Source organism: Blautia caecimuris, from assembly GCF_024622975.1.
GTDB lineage: Bacteria > Bacillota > Clostridia > Lachnospirales > Lachnospiraceae > Blautia_A > Blautia_A caecimuris.
Window position 1 is genome coordinate 1 of sequence record NZ_JANJZT010000089.1, and the last position, 1,226, is coordinate 1,226.

Annotated in this window: 1 protein-coding gene; it reads left to right on the forward strand. The window is 31.7% G+C overall.

The window, feature by feature from the left end; genetic code table 11:
• The first annotated feature begins 792 nt into the window (after window positions 1–792).
• The gene (locus NSA57_RS19435; protein ID WP_257465854.1) at window positions 793–1,104 is read left to right on the forward strand and encodes a DUF6442 family protein; all 312 of its coding nucleotides are present in this window, start codon (window positions 793–795) and stop codon (window positions 1,102–1,104) included.
• The last annotated feature ends 122 nt before the right edge of the window (window positions 1,105–1,226 follow it).

Genomic DNA, 1,226 nt, shown 5'->3' on the forward strand with positions numbered 1-1,226 from the left:
AATACCTCCTGAGTTTTAAGGAGATTGTAGCAGAATAAAAAATGAAAAAACAGATACGGATGATTACTTACTTACCCTGCAAAGTCAGATCCACGCCATCTTTAGAATTATAAGGCTGGTGTGGTAATTTAGGTGTGCATCCTCCGAGCAATACTAATAATTGTCAAACATGCAGTAGGAGCAGCCAGGGCAGTCGTTAGTTCACTGACGTCCGATAGCACAATGCGGTAGTTATTGTACTCAAGGAGTATCTTACCTTTGTGTGTAATCTCATTTGTGGTGATAGAAAGAAGAAAGGCTGAAATCCACTTCGCCCCCTTCAAACTGGAAATAAACATTTTGCTTTAGTCTCGTATAATATTAAACCTAAATATGTCCGCCATACTTTACATTTTTATTTTTTTGTGTTATTATATTTATATAATAAATTTGTCACATTTAAATGGAAACCAGTTCTATCAGACCTATGATTTCCTGAAATGTAATCAGTCAACCAAAGGCTAATGGCAACAGACGAGAATTTTATCACACCTATACCCGATAATACTATGATTATCAAAAGTAAACATGTAAAGGCGGTGATTTCGAGAGTTTCATAAAATGGAAAGTCGCTGATCGCTGATAATAATATTACTTAGATTTATCTCAGCGAAAGGCTCTCAAGAGATTCTGAGACAGAACCCAAGTAAAAACTGACAGGTGCACATCCTTATCTAAACCTGCACGAAATGAATAATTGAATAAGACAAATAAAAAAATATATAAATATTGAAATTTCAGGAGGAAATTACTATGAACAAAAAAGATATTTTGACGTATAACCAAAAAAATCCCCCAAGAGATGAGAGAGAAGTATTTATTGAATCACAAATCTTTAGTAGAGGAAATATCGGCTTTTTGTTAACTTTAATATTGATTTTCCTATTTAAAGTGATAAAAGGCTATGAATATGAAGATTTAGTAGCCATATTCTGGGGATACTTAGCTGCACTTCATTATTATAAATACCAATATTATCCTAGTAAAAAAACACTTTTTATAACATGTATTACTATTATCTTATTTATATTATTTTTAACAATGTACTTAATCAAAATGTGGTGATAAGATGAAAGAGCTTAAGTTATACAATAATTTAAAAGAATATAGGTAAGCGCTTAAATCTTGGGTAGCTTTACTGTCTACGTTTTTGAACTCATAATGATAGCAAATAGATTTTTACTACA

Coding starts and splice junctions, on each gene's coding strand:
- NSA57_RS19435 (WP_257465854.1), top strand. CDS start 793: ATGAACAAAAAAGATATTTTGACGTATAACCAAAAAAATCCCCCAAGA.